This window comes from Exiguobacterium sp. s43 (genome assembly GCF_018617255.1).
GTDB classification, from domain to species: Bacteria; Bacillota; Bacilli; order Exiguobacteriales; family Exiguobacteriaceae; genus Exiguobacterium; species Exiguobacterium profundum.
Genome location: NZ_JACSJT010000001.1, coordinates 1 through 16,773, shown reverse-complemented (window position 1 = coordinate 16,773; position 16,773 = coordinate 1). Strand labels below are relative to the sequence as shown.

Genomic DNA, 16,773 nt, shown 5'->3' with positions numbered 1-16,773 from the left:
TTTGTCTCGGGAGTTTTGTTTAGTAAGCTTTACGCAACGTCGCGATATCAAGCTTTTTCATGGGCAGACATGCCTGTACGACCTGTTCAATCTGCTCTTGCGAACCTACCGTCATCATCTCTTCCATTTCCCACGGGATGATTTGCCAGGAGACACCATAGCGATCTTTCAGCCAACCACACTCCTCTGCTTCCGGTACAGCCGATAGCCGCTCCCAGTACGAATCGACTTCTTCTTGCGACTCACAAAAAGCGATGAGCGACTGGGTCTCGTTAAACGAAAATGTATGATTTTCATTACTGTCCATCACGACAAATTCTCGACCGGATAAGACGAAACGAGCATAGTTGATTTTCCCGTCAAGCTCGTCCCCGTCTTCTTCCGTGTATCGTACCGTATGTCCGTCCAATACATATGAATCTTTGAAAATAGAGATCCAATCGTTCATCGCCGCCTCGGCACGACCGAACGCTTCTTTGACAAACAATAGACATGGCGTCACGAGCTGAATGTCCATCCCGCCATCATGCATGATTTGCCAAGAAACCCCGTAGCGGTCCTGCAACCACCCATAACGCTGACTGAAGTCGTAAGTGTCTAATGGAATCAAGATATCCGCTCCGTCAGATAATCGTTCCCAAAGCGCATTGATTTCTTCCGTCGTCGGAAGCGACACCATGTAGGAAATGGACGGATTCCGTTCTTGCACCGTCCCTCCCCCAAGCAACTGAAAGAATTGTCCAGCGAGTGATAGCGTCACAATCGTCGTATCGCCTGCTGGTGAACTTGAAAATCTCGTCGTATAGTCGACAAACGAATCTGGAAAGATGGATACATACCACTCGGCAATCTCTTCAACGTCCTGCTCAAACCAAATACATGGAATCACGGGTTGCGTAATCATGAGAATATCTCCTTTCAGACTTCATGCAAACGATAGACCTCACGGACGGCGAGAAGCTCCCCGGCTTCATCACGATACGCCTGATAGTGCGACGACTGGATATGGTGATTGAGTGCATTTTCATCCTTATACTTTTCATAGAAGACAAACGTACCTGGTGAATCGATCGCCTCGTGAAGAACGTACGCGAGACATCCTTCTTCCGCACGCGACGGCGGAATCACACGGTACAGCGCGTCACGTAACGCCTCTTCTTTTCCGGGATGGGCTTTCAAGATTGCAGTAATGACGATTTCCATACAGTATTCCTCCTTAGATAATGGACCTGCCTTTCTGTTCCCGAATCCACTACAATCTATCCCAAAAAACGGATATCTCATCATACGAGACATCCGTTTCTGCTTATGACTTTTTCTTTTGTCGGAATGGCCACCAGACACCATCGCCAAATGAAATCGTAATGGCTGGGATCAAGAGGGGTAACACAATCAAGCCATACAATAACAAACCGGTGATGACGATTGTCGCGATCTGGACGAGACTGAGCACGCCTGACGGAATCATGGCACCGAACGTCCCGGCGAGGATGACCGCGGCTGTCATAATGACGGTACCCATCTTCGTCATCGAGTGGATGAGCGCCTCACGGACCGTCTTCCCATTGATTGTTTCTTCCCGGAATCGATCTAACAAGAAGATGGAGTAGTCAATTCCAAGGGCAATCAACATGACAAATCCAAAGAACGGAACGGCCCAGCTAATCCCGTCATAGCCGAGTCCTTCTACAAAGATCAGCTCTGTGATTGCCGCTGACGTATAGTACGTCAAGAGAAGCGAAGCAATCATATAGAGTGGCATGATCATCGAGCGGAACAGTGCTGTCAAAACGATGAACAACGTCACGAGCATGATGGCTACCGTTCGATTGAAATCGTTCGTCGATGTTTCATTTAAATCGCTATTGATACTTGAGATCCCGGCATATCCGATGGTCGCATCCGCATACGGTGTTCCCGTCACGGCACGATTCATCGTCTCTTTGATTGTCTCAACGGTATCAATCGCTTCTGGCGAATACGGGTCCATCTCTAAGACGACCTCGAGCTGAGTCGCCATTCCTTCATCGAAGACATATCGTTCGACTGCAGGTGAGAACTCATCTGATGTGAGCGTCCCTTCCGGAAGATACACGCCTGTCTCCCGAAGCGCATCTGCTTCACTCAACTGTTGTAAGAACGAAACGGCTTCGCCGAGACCAGACTCAATTTGTCCTAGCCCGTCGTTCGCTTCCGCGACACCTGTCGCCAGTTGCGCTAACCCGCTACCAAGTTCACCGACCTGAGAACCTTGTGCATTTAATGCGGACGCCGCTTCGTTGATTCCTGACTCAATTTGTGTGAGGCCAGCTGATACTTGACCGAGCTGTCCGACTGCGGCCGGGATGTTTTGAGTCGCTGTCAATCCTTGCCCAATGAGACCAAGTTGACCATTCAACTGATTTAGTCCCGCTGCTGCTTCTGCAAGCGGTGCCCCAGCATTGGTTGAACCGCTTGGTAGTTGTCCAACAATCCCGTTCAATCCTTGCTCAATCTCATCCAATCCAGTTTGAACATCCCCGAGACCCGTCTGCGCTTCAGACAAGCCATCGCTGACTTCACTGAGCTGCGTATCGACATAAAAATCGTCGATGACTTCACCAGTAGGACGTGTGAGCGCACGGACACCATTCACACCTTCGACTTTTTCAAGCTCACTTGCAAACTTTTCGATATAGGGAACTTCTGATTCTGTAATGGCTTGATCTTGTCTCAAAATGACTTGTACCGGAAGGGATTCCCCTTGACCGAACCCTTCTGAGATCAAATTCAGTCCACGAACCGAATCGTACCCGTCTCCAATCTCATCGACCGTATTGAACGAACGGGCATCGTCATATGTGAATAAGACAGGTACTGTAATCAACCCGACGACCAAAATCGATACGAACGGGCGATTGACCGACAATCGGCTCAAGCTAGCCCAAAGCTTGCTGTCATGATGCTCGCCTGCCTTTTTCGACGGCCAAAACAGTCGCTGTTTGAGCGTCGCCATGAAGAATGGGACGACCGTGAAGAGAATCAGCAGCAACACCGCAATCCCGACTGCGACGGCGACCGCTGATTTAAAGATTGGAAAATCAGCAAATCCGATGGCGGCAAAACCGACGAAGACCGCGAGTCCACTGATGAGGACCGTCCGTCCTGCCGTCTTGTACGTATTGACGATGGCGTCTTCGATGGCATGTCCTGCACTGAGTTCTTCTTTATAACGGCTAAGAAGCAGGATACAGTAGTCTGTCCCAATCCCGAACAAGATGGCGACAAGGAAGATCTGCGTGTAGTTGGACACCGGGAACCCGAACCAATCCACGAAGAACGCGACAAAGGATTGACTCAATAGATAAGTGAATCCGACCGCGATGAGCGGGATGAACGGGGTCACGATGGAACGGAAGACGAGAAGGAGTAATCCAAAAATCAACACGACCGTGATGATTTCTGTCTTTTTCAACCCTTCCTGTGCACTTAGATTCACATCATTGTTAATGATTTCTTCCCCGGTGATATATACTGTCTCCTCTTGCGGGAGCACGTTTTCACGGACATCATCAGCAAACGCATTGATTTCTTCCGTCGTACCTTCTACCGTGATGGGGACGAGGACGATGCGTCCGTCTTCCGAGACAAGCTGTGCCTCTGTCTCCTCGTTTTCGAACGGATCGAGAACATCTGTCACGACCGTTTCATTTTGTTTAAGTTCTTCGATGACACGCGCGACATCTGTTCGCTCCGTCTCTCCGATTGATTCAAACTCATAGACGAGGGAGATGGTCTTGTCACTCTTCCCGGCTTCATCTAAAATCGCTTGTGCGCGTTGTGAGTCCATGTCGTCCGCAAGTTGGAAGCTCCCTGCCTCTTCTGCTTGTTTCGTTAAGTTCGGTGCTGCGACAAATAATGCTGCCGTCAATACGATGAGGGAAATGAAAATTCCCCAGCGCCATTGAATGATTTTATGCATGTGTTATTCCTCCCCGATTCGGAGCAATTGCTTTATTTTTCGGAACGTCCGAACAAACTGCTCGATTTCAATTTCGTCTACTTCTCCATCGATGAGGGATTCCACATATCGATAGACGGCACCGTCCACTTCTTCGACGAGCCGTTTCCCTTCTGGGGTCAATTCAATCAATCGCTCGCGTTGGTCTTGTCCTCGTCGACTCGTGACGAGTCCTTTTTCGACCAACTTTTTCAGGCGATTCGAGACCGCACTTTTATGGACACCTTGCTTTTGTGCCAGTTGCCCAGCCGGAGTTGGTCCAAACTGATCGAGTAACTTCAACAGTTGGAGCTGTTCGCGCGAATACTCGCGCCATACGTCCCCTTCCATCGCTTCGATGACATGTTCCGTCCCATGGAACATCACTTCTTCAAACAACTGCACCGCTTCGCGCATCAATGCTTTCATTTTTAATTTACCCCCTAAACTAGATGATTATAGTTTATGCCCTAAACTAAATGGCGTCAAATAAAAAGACCGATAAGGAGTGCCCTTATCGGTCCATGTTCTTTTCGATGGTTTCTGCCACACGTAACCCAGACAGATAGGCACTTTCGAATCGCGTTCGTCCGGATGGATCATCGGACTCAAGGAAGATGTCCCCTGCTAAATAGATGGGATGACGGCTTACTTGATAAAACGGTTCATGCCATACGTCTTTCGCTTGCGCGTAACGCCAGCGTTTCAATTGTTTTGACACGAGATTGATATCGCCAACTTCCTCTCGGAATAACCGCTCAACTTCTGCAAGTGTCTCCGCTTCTGGTCGCTCATACCAGTCCTCACTCCACGCCTCTTCCATATAGACATTTACGAGTGGTGTCGCAGAGATGCCTTTTTGCCGATTATCGACGATTTTTAATACACCAGGTACCAGTTCTTGATCGAGAATACCGTCTGCTCCAATCTGCACATCACCGGCACATTCAAAAAGACCGACGAACGTCGGCGAATATATAAGACGACGTAACGCGGGCTCGACATCGACAGCTAAATCTCCAAGCAAATCGAACGACTGTGGAAGCGGTGCCGTCATCACGAGTCGATCATAGGAACGTGTCGTCACGTCTGTCTTGACTGTGACGGTTCCGTCTTCTTCTACTTGAACGTTCTCCACCCGTTCATTCAATTGTACGGTCAAATCTTCAGACAAACGCTTAGCAAGTGCATTCATCCCATCAATCGCGACATAACGTGGATAAGGGTCGGCATACCAGACCCGCACCCAGTTTGCATTCATCCACGACTGTACCTCTCGTTCGAGCTCTTCTCCACGCACCGTGAAATATACCGCGCCATGGTCTGCCCGTCCATCACCGATTCGACGCGTCGCCAAGCGTCCCCCGACGCTTCGACTCTTTTCAATCAGTTCGACGTCATGACCTTGACACACGAGTTCACGCGCTGCGATGATTCCGCTCAGACCGGCCCCGATGATCCCAATCTTCATTCCGCATTCCCCTTTCTCTTCATGAAGATTGTAGCACGTTCATTCAATTTCCCCTCTGTTTGATATGCTTCAGGCTGGCTTGTTCCATTGTTCGTCGTAAGCCCGACGCGTGTCTTCATACATGACAGCGAAGCGCGCAACGACTAACGGGCGAACAAGGGAAGTCGCAACTAACAGTGACCAGGATGACAAAATCGGTAATTTGAAAACAATACTCAGCGTGAAACCCGTCAAAAAGACCGGAATCATTGGCAGGATCAATTTAAATGCTTCCCATTTCTGTCCACGCATCATCCCACGAGATTTTGTAATTGCTTCTGTTGGGGACAAATGAGGCTCATCTCGCAATATAAAGAAAGTGAATGCGTAAGAAAAGTACTTTATGATTCCTGGAACGATTAGAAGCAGCCCCCACAATAGTTGGAAGAGAACCATGAGTAGGAATGTGGCCAAATTTAAGCGGTAATTCTTCCGAAACGGTTTAAATACATCTTGAAAATGCAATTCCTTATTTCGCACCGTATCTAAAATGACCCAGCTGTATCCGACATACATCGGAAGAGACATCACATATAGGATGAGTCCAATCACACTGATCATCATAAGAATAGTAGAACTGTGTTGGATCCCGTAATATGTCGGATCTATCATAAGCCACACTTCTACTAATATCGCCATTGCAAAAGACCAACCGATGAGTTTCCCCGTTCTTCCTTTCAAGGCCTCATGTGTCCGTTCCGTCCATGTTTGAATCATTCTACATCTCCCCCTGACTGATACCTTTATATACGGAGCATAGTAAGAACACGTTTCAAATTCATATAAAAAAGCAGAGATTCACTCTGCTCGCTCGTCCGCTCGATATTCCAATATGTCTCCCGGTTGACAGTCGAGTGCTTCGCAAATCGCTTCAAGTGTCGAAAAACGAATCGCTTTGGCCTTCCCGTTTTTTAAAATCGACAAGTTCGCCATCGTAATCCCGACTCGCTCCGACAGTTCCGTCACACTCATTTTTCGTTTCGCCAACATCACATCCAGATTCACAATCATCGCCATTTCTCTCACCTCAGACCGTCAAATCGATTTCTTGTTTCATGTCGATGGCGCGCTTCAATAGTTTCTGTAACAACTCAGCAAAAACCGCAATGACAAATGCGGCGAAGACGAAGACGAATCCGATGACTAAAAATCCTGGCGAGTCGTCACGCTCAGCGAACCAATAGAAGAACGGGAGTGTCGCCATATAGATGGCCGTGATGGTCAGCGCACAATATTTAATGATCCGAAGTGCTTTCACCGCCCGATAGGAGAATGCCTCATTCCGGTCAATCAATCCAAGTAAGATGAATGACTGTGACAAGGCAACGAAAAAGGGAATCGCTGCTACATACATCCCTCCAATAATCGGTCGCATCGAATTTGCAATCCATCCTCCGCTCTCCACCGCCTCTCGCCAAAGGAAAGGGAGTAAAAAGATACAGGCCGCAAGAATCGGGAGAGCTAAGACAATCACCGATAGTTTTAAAAAGACGGTTTCTCGTTTCACCTGTCATACACCTCACTCATTTTATTTCTTTTATCATACGCCCGTTTTTATCGTTTATCAATAAATATTTATCGAAAAAATAGACCTCGAGATGTACTCGAGGTCTACTTCATTCATTTCATTGCTTCTAATTCACTTTCGGTCACCCATTTATGATTTGTGACCTCTTCTCCGTCTTCAGTCGTGTAATCAACCATGTAAACGGTCGTCTCTTCCACTGTATCGATAGTCGCTTCTGCGCCGTCCATCCCTTCCATATGGTCGGCAGCCAATACGACCTCATCCCCTTCAGACAACGGCGCCTCGTCCGGATTATCCAGTTCTTCGTGAATCACCCATTTGTGATCCTCTACCGGGTCACCACCTGTAGTCGGTGTATAGCTGACGGCGTAGACCGTCGTATCATATGCACCGACAATCGTCGCCTCCACGCCTTCCATGCCCGGCATGTGATCCGCTGTCATCATCGCGGTTGATCCGACTGGATACGTCGGATCACTGGCTTCCTTCAGCCCGTCTGGAACTTCTCCAGACCCGGAGTGATCCATCGCTGAATGGTCCATGCTTTGCTCTTCTGACATCTCCATCGATGTGTCCTCTACCGTATCCCCACAAGCGGCCAATGATGTCGCGAGAATCATGACACCGAGACCTGTCATCCATTTCTTCTGTTTCATCGAATCTCTCCTTCTCTTCATTTTCATGTTGAGTGTACCCGTTCCGGAGAATGAACAGACATATTTGAGAACATTACGATGATTTGTTAACTCATTGCAACAAAAAAGACCAAAATCCCGAAAGATTTTGGTCTTGAACATTATTCAACCGTTACAGACTTCGCCAAGTTACGTGGCTTGTCGACATCGCAGTCACGAGCAAGTGCTGCATAGTACGAGATGAGTTGAAGTGGAAGAACCGTCACGAGTGGCGTGAGAAGTGGTTCAACACGTGGAAGAACGAATGCGTCGTTCTCATGCTCCATTCCTTCCATTGAAATCGTACATGCGATGGCACCACGCGCCACAACTTCCTTGATGTTTCCACGGATGTTGAGGTGTGTGTTTGGTTGAGACACGAGCGTGATGACTGGTGTCCCGTCTTCAATCAAGGCGATCGGACCGTGCTTGAGTTCCCCACCTGGGTACCCTTCTGCTTGGATATATGAAATCTCTTTCAGCTTCAATGCGCCTTCGAGACCTACATATGAATCCAATCCACGTCCGAGGAAGAATGCGTTACGTGACTCTTTCAAGAACTTATCTGCAAGCTCTTCAAAGATTTCTTTTTGTGCCATGATCGAGTCCATCGTTGTCGCAACGAGTGCAAGTTCTTGCATGAGATCAAACGGGAGTTTCTTCCCGTTCGCACGAGCGATGTCGTATGCGAGAATTGCGAGGACGGCAATCTGTGCCGTGTATGCTTTCGTCGACGCGACCGCGATCTCTGGTCCTGCGTGGAGGAGCATCGTCTCGTTCGCTTCACGTGACAATGTCGATCCTGCCACGTTCGTTAACGTGAGCGCTTTATGGCCCAATTTTTTCACTTCGACGAGGACGGCACGGCTGTCCGCTGTCTCACCTGATTGTGAGATGAAGAGGAAGAGTGGCTTCTCTGTCAAAAGTGGCATGTTGTAACCGAACTCTGATGCGACGTGTACTTCAGTCGGTACACCTGCAACGCGCTCAATCAATTGCTTCCCGACAAGACCAGCGTGGTAACTTGTACCACATGCGACGATATAGACGCGGTCTGCTTCCGAGACGAGTTCACGCACGCCTTCTGCGAGCTCGATGTCGCCGTTCTCGTTCTGGTAGTGCTGGATGATGTTACGGATGACGGCTGGCTGTTCGTCCATCTCTTTCAACATGTAGTGCGCGTACGTGCCCTTCTCGATGTCTGACGCATCGATCTCGGCCGTGTATGGTGCACGCTCGAGTACTTCGCCGTCGAGCGTCTTAATCGTCGCCGACTCACGTGTGAGGATGACGATCTCACCATCGTGGAGCTCGAGGTACTGGTCTGTCACCTGGAGCATCGCCATCGCGTCTGATGCGACGACGTTGAACGTGCCGTCACCAAGTCCGACGAGGAGCGGTGACTTGTTCTTCCCGATATAGAGGCGCTCTTTGTCCTCTGAGTCGATCATTGCGATCGCATACGAACCGTGGAGGTCCGAAAGCGTCTTGCGGAACGCCGCCTCGACGTCGCCGAGCTCGACGAAGTGCTTCTCCATGAGCTGGACGATGACTTCCGTGTCCGTCTCTGAAAGGAACGGAACGTCGAGCGTCTTCTTGATGAGCTCGTCGTTCTCGATTACGCCGTTATGCACGAGCGTGAAGCGTCCTGTCGTGCTTTGGTGCGGGTGGGCGTTCGGTACGCTCGGTACCCCGTGTGTTGCCCAACGTGTGTGGCCGATTCCAATCGTGCCGTCTACTTCTGCTGGGATGATTTCGCGTAGCGCAGCAATGCGACCGACTTCTTTGTGAACGTTGACATTCTCATGCATCAACGCAAGACCTGCCGAGTCATAACCACGGTACTCGAGTTTTTCAAGACCTTTGAGAAGGACTTCCTTCGCTCCGGTATTCCCAATCATTCCTACAATTCCACACATAAACAAATCTCCTCTATTCTTCGATTTCTCGAAAAAGGAAACGGGCTTTTTCTAAGAGCTGTCAGTACACGCTTCTTTGTCCGTCCGGTCGCCCGGGCGTTTTAAAAGCATGTTTGTCGTCGTGACAGGCGACGAGGAGGCATCCGCCGAAATCTCGATAACCTCCAACCTCGTCAACTCCGCAGAGTTCTGGCGCTTGTTCGTACTCTTGTGTCCTTCCGTTTCCAAGGTCACGCTCTTAATAGTACAAATCACACCCCCATTCGTCAAGAAAATCCGCTGTTTTCTCGATGACAAAACGGAAACAAAAAGGGAATCCGATGTGGATTCCCTTGTGTTATTCCCGGTTTTGAAAATTTTATCCGTCTACACCGTAATCTTCGCGTACGACTTGTGCGATTTTTTCAACGTAACGGTCACACTCTTCCGCTGTCGGGGCTTCAGCCATGACACGAACAAGTGGTTCTGTACCTGATGCACGGACGAGGATTCGACCGTTTCCGGCCATTTCCGCTTCCGCTTCTTGAATCGTTGCCAAGACACGCTCTCCGTTCATCGCATCGTTTTTATTCGTCACACGAATGTTCACGAGCTTTTGCGGATAAACTGGCATCTCTGCCGCTAATTCAGACAGTTTACGCCCTGTCGATTTCACGATTTCTGCCAATTGCACACCAGATAACATACCGTCACCCGTTGTCGAGTGATCGAGGAAAATCAAATGACCTGATTGTTCGCCACCGAGTGTATATTGATGTTTTTTCATTTCTTCAACGACATAGCGGTCACCCACTGCTGTTTGAAGCGCCGTCATGCCCGCTTCTTCAACGGCTTTATGGAAACCAAGGTTACTCATGACCGTCGCGACAATCGTGTTGTCTTTGAGACGCCCTTTTTCACTCAAGTATTTCCCGCAAATATACATGATCTTGTCTCCGTCGACGATTTCACCGTTCTCGTCAATCGCAATCAAACGGTCTCCATCCCCATCAAAGGCAAGGCCCATGTCCGCTCCTTTTTCACGGACGAATTCAGCCAAATGCTCAGGGTGTGTCGACCCGACACCTTCATTGATATTTAAACCGTTTGGCGAGTTTCCGATCGTCGACACGTTTGCTTCTAAGTCTGCAAACAGTCGAGCCGCAAGGCCACTCGTCGCTCCATGTGCACAGTCGAGTGCGATGTGAAGACCATCAAAATCTTCTTCTACCGTTTGTTTCAACATTTGAAGATACTTTTGCGCGCCTTCGTAGTAATCCGATACGAAACCGAGATCTTTACCTGTCGGACGCGGGAGCGTATCTTCTGCAGCATCTAAGATGTCTTCAATTTCTTGCTCGGTCGCATCGTCTAATTTGAAACCATCGCTACCGAAGAATTTGATTCCGTTATCCGCCACAGGGTTATGCGATGCTGAAATCATGACACCTGCCGTCGCGTCGAGCGATTTCGTCAAGTAAGCGACTCCAGGTGTTGAAATGACACCGAGACGCATCACTTCTGCACCGATTGAGAGAAGACCCGCAATCAATGCACCTTCAAGCATATGTCCCGAAATCCGTGTGTCACGACCGATCAACACTTTCGGCTGCTCGCCTTCTGGCAAATGTTTCGACAACACGTAGCCACCCGCACGACCTAAACGATATGCTAATTCCGCAGTTAACTCAGAGTTGGCAACACCGCGAACTCCATCTGTTCCAAAATATTTACCCATAAGATTAAATCCTCACTTTTGTATGATTGAACATCTTTATTGAATGGAAGATGTTTCTGTTTCTTCATCGACACTCGTCAATTGAACATCGATTGTCTTTGGCGAGATCACGGTCACGCCTTTTGGTACTTCATAATCTGCATCGACCGCATGTGTTCCGCTCGGCAATCCGGTAAGATCTAACGTCACGTTGACACTGTTTGATGAGATGCTTTCAAGAAGGGAACGTTTGCCCGAGAGCGTCACGCTGACCACTTCTTGCGTTTGAATCGTGTAATTCGTCCGGTCATATCCACGGACAGTGATGGGGACGGTCAACCGAATCCGCTCTGTCAATTCACCCGTGTCATCTTTCGTCTCATCATTTGGACGAACGAGCACCTGGACTTCTACTTCTTTTTTACCGAGTGAAGTCACTCCTTCCGGAAGACGAAGGGTAGCGGTCACTTTTCCCGACTTCGTTAAATCGTCAAGTTCAATCGGTTCTGTCTCCACTTGCTGGAGTTCATCTAGCACCGCTTTTGGTGCAAAGACACGGACTTCCGTCTCACCTAGCAACGTATCAACTAAGCGGAAATCGTCTGCCACCTCTCCGCTCGTGACGACCTCGATTGGAATCATCGCGCTCTCGTCATAAATCGGTACGGTGACATTGATGATATTCGGATCGACCGACACGTTCAACGGATTTCCATTCGCATCTAAAATGGTCGGTGGAATTTCTCGTGTGAACGTCTGACTTTGATTGGCAACATCCACATTCAACGTGATTTCTTTGACGTTTTGAATCCGACTCGCACCACCTGTGACTTTTACAGTCGACGGTTCGATTTCGACATCGCCCGCGACTTTTCCGTCCGGTAATTGATCTTTGTTCAACAGATTCACGGACACAGGGACTTCAATCGTTTGTTTCCGATCGATATAGATTTCGACAGTCTCTCGATCTAGTTTGACATTGACGTCTCCGCCAAATCCACGCGCTTCGACCGGGACACGATGGAATCCGGTGCCAAGATTGGTCAAATCGACGAACACTTGATAATCTTTCACCAATTTCGTCATCGTTAAACTACTAGATGGCCCTTGAAGCTCGACACCCATCTCTTCCGGAACATTATATGCGACATACTGGACCTCATCAAAAAACACTTCGACCGGCACATCGAGCGTCATGGAACTTTGTCCGACGATTGGCAATGCGCTAGATGCGTTATTCGAAGAACTGGTCTCAGCGACCATTAAGTATAAAAGGACGGCTAAAGCAAGTGCGATGAAGCGGAGAAACCACTTATGTTGTAACCACTGATCAATCACTTACTTATCCCCTCCTTTTTTGCCGAAGAACGAGAGGGTCGCCTCTTTTTCTTCGATGACGAGTTCTTGAATTAATTTATTGCGAAGCGCTTCTTCGTCTAGTTCCCGATACAAGCGGCCCGCGATTGCAAGTGAGACTGCTCCCGTTTCTTCTGAGACGGTAAGAGTGACGCTATCCGTCACTTCACTGACCCCGATGGCTGCTCGGTGACGTGTCCCGAGTGCTTTATCGATGTGCGGGCTTTCCGAAAGCGGTAAATAGCAAGCTGCCGCCGCAATTTTCCCGTCCTGAATAATCATCGCGCCATCATGAAGCGGCGTATTCGGAATGAATAAGTTAATAATCAACTGGGATGTGATATGCGAGTCCATACGAATGCCGGTCTCCACATACTCGTTCAATCCCGTATCACGTTCAATCGCAATCAATGCACCGATTCGCCGTTTTGACATGTACTGTGCGGAACTGACGATGGCTTCAATCATTTGTCGTTGTTGCTCCTCATCACTTGTTCCCGTACGACTGAATAAGTTACTCGTTCGTCCGAGATGTTCAAGACCACGTCTCAACTCTGGCTGAAAAATGATGATAATTCCGAGGAGACCGTACGTGATCACCTGATTTAGCAAGAACTGGAGCGTCTTCAATCCGAAGAAACCGCTCAAGAACCAACTGACTAGAATGATGGAAATCCCTTTAATTAATTGTACTGCTTTTGTCCCACGCACAATCATCATCAACTTGTAAATGACATACGTGACGACGACGATATCTAAAACATCATTCAAATAATCGTACCAATGTACGTTTTCTGAAAGATTTAAAAATGAGAAAAATGATACTTGTTCAAGTAGCGGCAAATGCTCCCCTCCTCAACTACCTAGCTAAATCGTGCAAATTCCATTATATCATCATTTCTATAGATACGCATTGCGTCACGTCAAAACGAAACCAGATTGAAACGAAAAAAAGACGCCGGAAGCGTCTTTAGAAAAGTTGTTTCATCGAGTACCAAATCCATTCGAACATCTGATCGATCTGTTCGAGTTCACCTGTCACTTGACCGGCACTTGCTAAATAGGCACGACCATTGACGGCTGTCGCGTTCCCATTGACAGTACCTTCAATCCGTAAATCGCCACCTTGGACCGTGATGTCTTTTTCAACCGTGACACCGGCCGGGACAATGACTTCATTCTCAGATACGATCACACCTGGTACTTTTGTATAGGTCATCGTCTCTGAAGCGCTGCTCCATAGTCCGAGTGTCGCACTAGACATCAAACTAAAGAACAGTACGGCCGCAATCAAACCTGGGTGCCGTTGCAACCATTGCATTTGTTTCGAGTGCGGTTTGCGTTCTTTTCGAACTGATTTTGAAAACGGTACGACGGGATCAGGTGCTGTTTGTACAGGAGTTTCAGGTAAAGCGGCCATCACTCGGGCCGTAAAATCTGCTGATAACTTTGGACGAGGCAATGCTTTCAGTTCTGCGTCGATTCGTTCATATTGTAGATACGATTCATATAATTCATCGTCCTCTAACAATTGACGCAATTCGTCAGATTCTTCGGGCAAAACGCCATCTTCCAAATATTGTTGTACTTTTTCTTCAGGAGTCAATTGAACCCCTCCCTATTTTGAAAGATTGTTTTTAACATTTCTCTTCCCCGGAAGATCCTTGTCTTAACCGTTGCGACCGGCATGTCGATCATCACGCTGATTTCTTTAAGCGACAAATCATCTACATATTTTAATAATAACGGAATGCGATATTTGTCTGGAAGTTGCTTGATTGCCTCATGCATTTCACTTCGAATTTCGCGATGAACCACTTGGGCATCGGGTTGGGGCGCTTCATCAGCTAAGTGGTCTTGATAAGTCAAACCGTCTGTACCCGCAATTTCGGCATCCATCGAATATTCCGGCTTCCGCTTCCTCAATCGGTCGATGGCAACGTTTGTCGTGATTCGATAGAGCCATGTTTTGAACTTATATTGTGCGTCGTACGTATCGATTCGTGTATAGGCACGAATGAACGCCTCTTGGGCAGCGTCCTCTGCTTCGCCACGATCATACAAAATTTTATAGGCGATTGCAAAGACGCCATCCTTGTATAGTTCTACCAGTTCGGCAAACGAATCGTGATTCCCCGCCCTCAATTCATCAACCAAACGGGTGGTCAGCCGTTCCATCAATCCACTTCCCCTCTCCGCTACACATGCGGTCATCTCTATATACGTCTTGATATTGAAATGGTTTCAAAAAAATCAAAAAAAGTTTCCATCCCCATTGTAGCAAACGGGTTTGGAAACTGTAAGGAAATCAGACGGTTTCGCCTTCCAATAACAGGTTTTCTTTAGATTTTATAATCGTTTCACATAAGCGATAGGCCAACTGAGCCGTCACGTCATCCCGGTCTAATGCCGGATTTAACTCGACGAGCTCTACTGCGATCAAGTCTTCTGCTTGCATCGCTTCTTTTAAAATCGCTTTGGCTTCGACTTCTGTTAAACCGCCGTCAACCGGTGTACCTGTTCCAGGAACGAGGGATGCATCGAGACTATCCATATCGAAACTGATATAAAAACGGTCTACTCGTTCACGAAGATAACTCAATGACTCTTTCATGATGACATCCACGCCACGCGTACGTACTTCTTCTACTGTAATGACTTTGATGCCGAGTCGATTGATTTCATTCATTTCTCCTTCATCGATATCACGCAGGGCAATATAAACTAAATGCTCTGGTGATAGCTTCGGATCACGTCCGCCCACTTCTGTCAGACGCACGTCGCCCATCCCCATCGCTGCCGCAAGTGGCATTCCGTGAATATTCCCCGACGGTGATGTTTCGCCTGTATTTAAGTCAGCGTGAGCATCCACCCAAATGACTCCATAAGGACCTGTTTGAGCCAATCCAGCAAGAGTACCGATTGCCATACTATGATCGCCCCCAACGATCAAAGGGAATCGATTTTCCGAAATTTCACGATGTACGACTTCTGCCAATTCCGTGACGGTATGCAAGACACCATCAACCCGTTTTAAGTGTTCTTCATTTTCTCGAATTTCAGATTCTGGCAAGACACGAATCGTATGTTTGACCGTTTCTGTCGGAAGAAGTTGTTGCATCCCCATTTCATTTAACTTTGTCGGTCCTTGATCGACCCCTAATTTCCCCTGACCATAACGCAGCGGCACGTGAATATATGACCATTGCATCGCCATTCCCCCTTTATACACTTGATAATCAAATTGTAAACGCTATCATTTGTTTGGTTCAACTCGGCAATATTATGAATAAACATGCAAAAAGGCAGCCTGAATGGTGGCAGGCTGCCTTTCTCTGTACTCTCAATTGAATGGTTCATGGTTTTAGGCAAAAAAAAACTTAAGTCATCACTAACTTAAGAAAAAAACATATGGTGGAGCCTAGCGGGATCGAACCGCTGACCTCCTGCGTGCAAGGCAGGCGCTCTCCCAGCTGAGCTAAGGCCCCAATACAGGGATAAGAGTATGGAGCGGAAGACGGGATTCGAACCCGCGACCCCGACCTTGGCAAGGTCGTATTCTACCACTGAACTACTTCCGCAAAAAATGGTGAGCCATGCAGGGCTCGAACCTGCGACCCTCTGATTAAAAGTCAGATGCTCTACCAACTGAGCTAATGGCTCAAACCTGGTGGGGGGGGGCGGATTCGAACCGCCGAACCCGAAGGAGCGGATTTACAGTCCGCCGCGTTTAGCCACTTCGCTACCCCCCCGAGGAGTGCCGGCGAAAGGATTCGAACCCTCGACCCTCTGATTACAAGTCAGATGCTCTACCAACTGAGCTACACCGGCATATATATAGGTTTGATGTAATAAATAAAGATGGTGGAGGATGACGGGATCGAACCGCCGACCCCCTGCTTGTAAGGCAGGTGCTCTCCCAGCTGAGCTAATCCTCCATATTGGTGACCCGTACGGGATTCGAACCCGTGTTACCGCCGTGAAAGGGCGGTGTCTTAACCGCTTGACCAACGGGCCTAAATTGGCTCCGCAAGTAGGATTTGAACCTACGACCTACCGGTTAACAGCCGGTTGCTCTACCACTGAGCTATTGCGGAACGATCTTGCCTGG

At 48.3% G+C, this 16,773-nt stretch carries 16 protein-coding genes and 8 tRNA genes; all 24 read right to left on the bottom strand.

Annotation, left to right across the window (positions count from 1 at the left end):
• Window positions 1-19: 19 nt before the first annotated feature.
• The 24 genes from KNO79_RS00120 to KNO79_RS00005 all read right to left on the bottom strand — a co-directional run bounded on the left by KNO79_RS00120 (window position 20) and on the right by KNO79_RS00005 (window position 16,759).
• Window positions 20-904, bottom strand: a complete 885-nt coding sequence (locus KNO79_RS00120; protein WP_214690343.1) for a VOC family protein — start codon at window positions 902-904, stop codon at window positions 20-22.
• Window positions 905-918: 14 nt separating this feature from the next.
• Window positions 919-1,203 carry a putative quinol monooxygenase gene (locus tag KNO79_RS00115; RefSeq protein ID WP_012727627.1) on the bottom strand — a complete coding sequence of 95 codons (285 nt, stop codon included), beginning with the start codon at window positions 1,201-1,203 and terminating at the stop codon, window positions 919-921.
• 103 nt (window positions 1,204-1,306) lie between these two features.
• Window positions 1,307-3,961, bottom strand: coding sequence for an MMPL family transporter (locus tag KNO79_RS00110; RefSeq protein ID WP_012727628.1), 2,655 nt, complete (start codon window positions 3,959-3,961; stop codon window positions 1,307-1,309).
• 3 nt (window positions 3,962-3,964) lie between these two features.
• On the bottom strand, window positions 3,965-4,408 hold the full coding sequence (locus tag KNO79_RS00105; RefSeq protein WP_078147853.1) for a MarR family winged helix-turn-helix transcriptional regulator: 444 nt from the start codon (window positions 4,406-4,408) through the stop codon (window positions 3,965-3,967).
• A gap of 85 nt (window positions 4,409-4,493) precedes the next feature.
• Window positions 4,494-5,450 carry an NAD(P)/FAD-dependent oxidoreductase gene (locus KNO79_RS00100; RefSeq protein ID WP_214690342.1) on the bottom strand — a complete coding sequence of 319 codons (957 nt, stop codon included), beginning with the start codon at window positions 5,448-5,450 and terminating at the stop codon, window positions 4,494-4,496.
• A 69-nt stretch (window positions 5,451-5,519) separates the two neighbouring features.
• On the bottom strand, window positions 5,520-6,206 hold the full coding sequence (locus KNO79_RS00095; RefSeq protein ID WP_196431419.1) for a DUF975 family protein: 687 nt from the start codon (window positions 6,204-6,206) through the stop codon (window positions 5,520-5,522).
• An 81-nt stretch (window positions 6,207-6,287) separates the two neighbouring features.
• Window positions 6,288-6,506, bottom strand: coding sequence for a helix-turn-helix domain-containing protein (locus tag KNO79_RS00090; protein WP_012727632.1), 219 nt, complete (start codon window positions 6,504-6,506; stop codon window positions 6,288-6,290).
• A gap of 10 nt (window positions 6,507-6,516) precedes the next feature.
• Window positions 6,517-6,996 carry a DUF2975 domain-containing protein gene (locus KNO79_RS00085; protein ID WP_196431420.1) on the bottom strand — a complete coding sequence of 160 codons (480 nt, stop codon included), beginning with the start codon at window positions 6,994-6,996 and terminating at the stop codon, window positions 6,517-6,519.
• Between the two features lie 113 nt (window positions 6,997-7,109).
• Window positions 7,110-7,673: a YdhK family protein gene (locus KNO79_RS00080; protein WP_196431421.1), complete on the bottom strand. Its 564-nt coding sequence runs from the start codon at window positions 7,671-7,673 to the stop codon at window positions 7,110-7,112.
• 140 nt (window positions 7,674-7,813) lie between these two features.
• Complete coding sequence (gene glmS / locus KNO79_RS00075) at window positions 7,814-9,610, bottom strand: glutamine--fructose-6-phosphate transaminase (isomerizing) (protein WP_211782064.1); 1,797 nt, start codon at window positions 9,608-9,610, stop codon at window positions 7,814-7,816.
• 358 nt (window positions 9,611-9,968) lie between these two features.
• Complete coding sequence (gene glmM, locus KNO79_RS00070; protein ID WP_078147859.1) at window positions 9,969-11,327, bottom strand: phosphoglucosamine mutase; 1,359 nt, start codon at window positions 11,325-11,327, stop codon at window positions 9,969-9,971.
• A 36-nt stretch (window positions 11,328-11,363) separates the two neighbouring features.
• Window positions 11,364-12,644 (bottom strand): CdaR family protein, encoded by a 1,281-nt coding sequence (locus KNO79_RS00065; RefSeq protein WP_196431523.1) that lies wholly within the window; start codon window positions 12,642-12,644, stop codon window positions 11,364-11,366.
• Window positions 12,645-13,505, bottom strand: a complete 861-nt coding sequence (gene cdaA / locus KNO79_RS00060; RefSeq protein ID WP_012727638.1) for a diadenylate cyclase CdaA — start codon at window positions 13,503-13,505, stop codon at window positions 12,645-12,647.
• Between the two features lie 127 nt (window positions 13,506-13,632).
• Entirely contained in the window at window positions 13,633-14,268 is a 636-nt protein-coding gene (locus tag KNO79_RS00055) for an RseA family anti-sigma factor (protein WP_078147861.1), read from the bottom strand.
• Window positions 14,265-14,840 carry an RNA polymerase sigma factor SigW gene (gene sigW / locus KNO79_RS00050; protein ID WP_012727640.1) on the bottom strand — a complete coding sequence of 192 codons (576 nt, stop codon included), beginning with the start codon at window positions 14,838-14,840 and terminating at the stop codon, window positions 14,265-14,267. Before sigW ends, KNO79_RS00055 begins: the two co-directional genes overlap by 4 nt.
• A gap of 130 nt (window positions 14,841-14,970) precedes the next feature.
• A complete protein-coding gene (gene rocF / locus KNO79_RS00045; RefSeq protein ID WP_074035370.1) occupies window positions 14,971-15,873 on the bottom strand; it encodes an arginase in 903 nt (300 codons plus the stop codon).
• A 201-nt stretch (window positions 15,874-16,074) separates the two neighbouring features.
• Window positions 16,075-16,150 (bottom strand) — tRNA-Ala (locus KNO79_RS00040).
• 18 nt (window positions 16,151-16,168) lie between these two features.
• Window positions 16,169-16,243 (bottom strand) — tRNA-Gly (locus KNO79_RS00035).
• A gap of 6 nt (window positions 16,244-16,249) precedes the next feature.
• A tRNA-Lys gene (locus tag KNO79_RS00030) sits at window positions 16,250-16,325 on the bottom strand.
• Window positions 16,326-16,330: 5 nt separating this feature from the next.
• A tRNA-Tyr gene (locus tag KNO79_RS00025) sits at window positions 16,331-16,414 on the bottom strand.
• Window positions 16,415-16,420: 6 nt separating this feature from the next.
• Window positions 16,421-16,493: transfer RNA gene (locus tag KNO79_RS00020), tRNA-Thr, on the bottom strand.
• A gap of 31 nt (window positions 16,494-16,524) precedes the next feature.
• A tRNA-Val gene (locus KNO79_RS00015) sits at window positions 16,525-16,600 on the bottom strand.
• A gap of 4 nt (window positions 16,601-16,604) precedes the next feature.
• Window positions 16,605-16,679: transfer RNA gene (locus tag KNO79_RS00010), tRNA-Glu, on the bottom strand.
• A 5-nt stretch (window positions 16,680-16,684) separates the two neighbouring features.
• Window positions 16,685-16,759 (bottom strand) — tRNA-Asn (locus KNO79_RS00005).
• Between the last annotated feature and the right edge of the window lie 14 nt (window positions 16,760-16,773).